General features: G+C 53.0%; 4 protein-coding genes. 1 reads left to right on the plus strand and 3 read right to left on the minus strand.

Annotation, left to right across the window (positions count from 1 at the left end):
* The 3 genes from R6U41_RS04415 to R6U41_RS04425 all read right to left on the minus strand — a co-directional run.
* Positions 1-2,657 (minus strand): DUF748 domain-containing protein (locus tag R6U41_RS04415; protein WP_410268624.1); only part of this gene is annotated, 2,657 nt, incomplete at its 3' end.
* Between the two features lie 49 nt (positions 2,658-2,706).
* Positions 2,707-3,111, minus strand: coding sequence for a putative toxin-antitoxin system toxin component, PIN family (locus R6U41_RS04420; RefSeq protein ID WP_410268625.1), 405 nt, complete (start codon positions 3,109-3,111; stop codon positions 2,707-2,709).
* On the minus strand, positions 3,108-3,356 hold the full coding sequence (locus tag R6U41_RS04425; protein WP_410268626.1) for a ribbon-helix-helix protein, CopG family: 249 nt from the start codon (positions 3,354-3,356) through the stop codon (positions 3,108-3,110). Before R6U41_RS04425 ends, R6U41_RS04420 begins: the two co-directional genes overlap by 4 nt.
* 47 nt (positions 3,357-3,403) lie before the next feature.
* Here R6U41_RS04425 and R6U41_RS04430 point away from each other — a divergent pair.
* Positions 3,404-3,525 (plus strand): hypothetical protein (locus tag R6U41_RS04430; RefSeq protein ID WP_410268627.1); only part of this gene is annotated, 122 nt, incomplete at its 3' end.

The following is a 3,525-nucleotide window of genomic DNA, read 5'->3' on the forward strand; positions in this document are numbered from 1 at the left end:
GCCTGGGTAAGGGTCGTGTATTTGGGGGCCAGGGGCCGGATTTTGCCGCTCACGGAAAAAGGGGACCGGCCGTCTAATTGGCCGTTTACGGTAAATTCCGTGACATTCTCCGGATCCAGCTCCACATCGGCAATACTGGCATCCATGGGCTCCAGCCGGGTGGCAAAGGGCGGAGAAACCGAATGGTCAAAAAAGGCCAGTTCACCCTGCTGCATTTCAATTTTTCGGATATCGGCCTGAAAAGACGGCTTGCCGGATTGCTGCCCGTCACCGGCGCCGGCCGGCGCTTTTTTCCCGGAAACGTTTTTCCTATCTGTTCGGGCATCATCTGCCGCCTCGTCTGAACCCCCGCCATTGCCTGAATCGCCGCCGGCCAGCGCGGGCGGAAATATGCGGCCATCTTGTTCAAAACCAAAGGTGAACACCGGCTTTTGAAGCAAAATCCGATCCATGGACACGGCAGTGGTATCCGCGGATTTGGCCAGGATGTTTTCAAACCCGAGCTGATCAAATGCCAAAAACGGCCTTCCGGTCTCCGGGTCTGCAGCAGTGAAATCCTTGATCCGGGCCTTGCCCTGAAACCGGGTCCCGGTATTTTCAGCGCCTGTCCGGGCGTCCACGCTGCCGGACACATTGACCCGGCCTTCCTGGATATCCGCGCCATACGGCACAGCCAGCGGGCTTGCACCAGCCAGGGAAAGATCGGTTAATTGGAAATCAAGGACCGCGCCCTTTGGGTCCAGTCGGAAATCCGATACATGAACATTTATGGGATCCAGGCGGCCGGCAATTTCCGGGGAAACCGTCTGGTCAGTGAAAACAAACCCGCCGTTTTCCAGATCAATGCGGTTGACTGTGACTTCGTAGGCCAGGGCATCTGCCTGTGTGCCGGCATTCTCACCTGCTTTGGATTGGTGTTCAGCCGGACTCTGGTTTTGATTTTTCGTGGCACCTGCCTTGTCGTTTTTGCTGCTTTTTCCTGCCAGCAAGGTCGGCAGCAGGCTGCCGTTCTGTGCCAGGCCCGCGGAAAATTGCGGCTCGTGGATCAAAATCCGGTCCAAAGAAACAGAAATCTGATCGGCCATTTTAGCGCGGATGTCTTCAAATCCCAGGTGGGCAAATTTTAGAAATTCGTTTCCGGTTTTCGGATCTGTTGCGGTAAAATCGTCAATCCGGGCTTCTCCGGCATATTGAGCCCAAAATCCCTCCGAAGTGATGCCGGCCTCCACGCTGCCGGCGGCGTGGATGATCCCCTTTTGGATATCTGCGCCAAAGTCTTTGGCATACGGAGCTGCACCCGCCAGATCCACTTCGCTGACCCTGAAATCAAAGTCGGCTGCCACGGGATCCACCTGAAATGTGCCCTGGGCCGAGACAATGCCGGGCCGGGCAAGGGAGGCAAAGGACCACTCGGTTAGATGATCCTGCTGCAGGTTCATGTCATAGAGCCGGATGGTAATGCCGTCAAGCCCCAGGGAAACCGGCTCTTTGGGCACGGCATCGGTATATGCCACGCTGTAGCCGCTGACCCCGATCATACCCAGGTGCACGTTCCAGGGGTCAGGGGAGGGCGCCGGCTCTGTTTTTTCCGGCGGCGGGTCTGTATCGCTCCCGTCTGCCTGTTTGGAGCCGGCTGTGAGTTTGGAAAAATTTAATGTCCCGTTTTCCGTCCGCTCGCACAGGAGTTTTCCGCCTTGGGTGGATATGTTTTTTACATCCACGGACCGCCCTTCGGGATTGATCCGGATTCCGGAGAGGCTGAATTCGTCAATGTCCACAGCCGCATTGCCCGTGTCCGGATCATGGACCAGAAGCGAGCGGATGCGGATCTGCCCGTTTTCCAGCAATGGATTTTCCGAAACAGGGGAGGGCTGGGGATAAATAATGTCTCCGGAAACATCCACGCGGCCGTCCTTGATTTCCAGGCCGGTCAAATCCCGGTAAAACGGGGCATAATGGGCCACGGACAGATTCTGCGCATCCAGCCGCGCCTCGGCAGACACCGGAAACAGCCCCAGCCGGCCCGTGCAGGCAATGGTTTCTTTTGCACTGCTTTGCAGACGAACCTCAAGGTCGGCCATGGAGTTGGATTCACTGCTTAAGTTTTCGATCAAAACAAATACCGGGTCAATGGTTGTGTCAAACCCGGCAGCTTCATCGGTAAACATCAATTGACCGTCTGTGAGGCGCACCTCTGCAACCGAGAAATAAACCGGGCTGGTGCCGTTGTCCTCTGCCCGGGTTTCCGTATCCGATCCATTGCCGCCGGCCAGATCCGAAAAATTCAAACTCCCGTCCTCCCGGCGCACCAAGTTTACCCGGGGCGCCTGGATTTCAACGGACTTTACAACCGCCCCCATTTTGACAACAGAGGCCAGCTGCACATTGGCCGAAACATGCTCCGCCGCCAGCAGGGGCGCGCCGTCTGGCATGGACACAGACAAACCGTTTACAGCAGCACGAAATGTAAAGGGGTTAAAATCAATATCTTTGACAGTGACATCCGCATCAAGGGCATCAGAAAGAATCCCGGGCAATTTTTTTTCCGCAATCATGGGAACGGCCACAAAACCGGCAAGACCATAAACAACCACAATACAGCCAATAATCCAGCAAAGCAGCCGGGTCCGGTTACGGAGAGAAGATGTTGTTTTCATGGATTAAAAATAACCAAACGGTTTAAGGTTGCAACTATAATCCCGGATGTTACCCTTCAAACAACGCAACAAATTCTCCGGGTGCATAAACATGAATACCCCTGTAATGCTTCACTGCCAGGACAGCTTTATCTCCGGAAATAATCGCATGTGCGCCCAGGGCAAGCGCGCATTCAAAAAATTTGTCGTCATCCGGATCTTTTTCAACGACCTGGAGTTTCCTGGGTTTTCGTGTAAACAACACATGAATTCCCTGCTTAAAAAGTCTCAGAAGCTCTTCAATCTCTTTTTCATCTTTTAAGCCAAGTCGATTCAGTACGTTAATGTATTCATCCAGAATATCGCCGGACAAGCACCATACAATCAGGCCGGATTTCCACAACTGAAAGACTTTGCCGGGATGGCCTCCAAAAAACGAGGAAACAAACACATTGGTATCGATCACAACTTTCATGATTTTCCGGCTCTGACATCTTCAATGGCCTGATCAATATCATTGGCTCCGATGCCCTGAGCTTTGAGCTTGTTTCCCACACGCTGCCATAAATCATTTATATACAATTCAATGTCCCGGTCCTGAACATATGCTTCCAAAAGCTCACGCACCAGCTGGCTGGTATTTTTCCCTTCTGCTCTTGCAAGGTTGTTGACCTTGGACTTCAATGCCGGGTCAACCCTTATAATCATCTGTGTATTCATAAGAAAGGCACTCCTCAATAAGATATATTGTATAAACAAAATATATAATGACACCATCGTTTACGCTCGACGACTTCGCTAGCCGGATCAAGGCTGGAAGGGCGAAGGAGCTCAACCTCATCATCAAAGCGGACGCACAGGGCTCCATCAGTCCCATCGTCAGCTCGTT

The organism is Desulfosalsimonas sp., assembly GCF_046483245.1.
In the GTDB taxonomy this organism is placed as follows: Bacteria; Desulfobacterota; Desulfobacteria; order Desulfobacterales; family Desulfosalsimonadaceae; genus Desulfosalsimonas.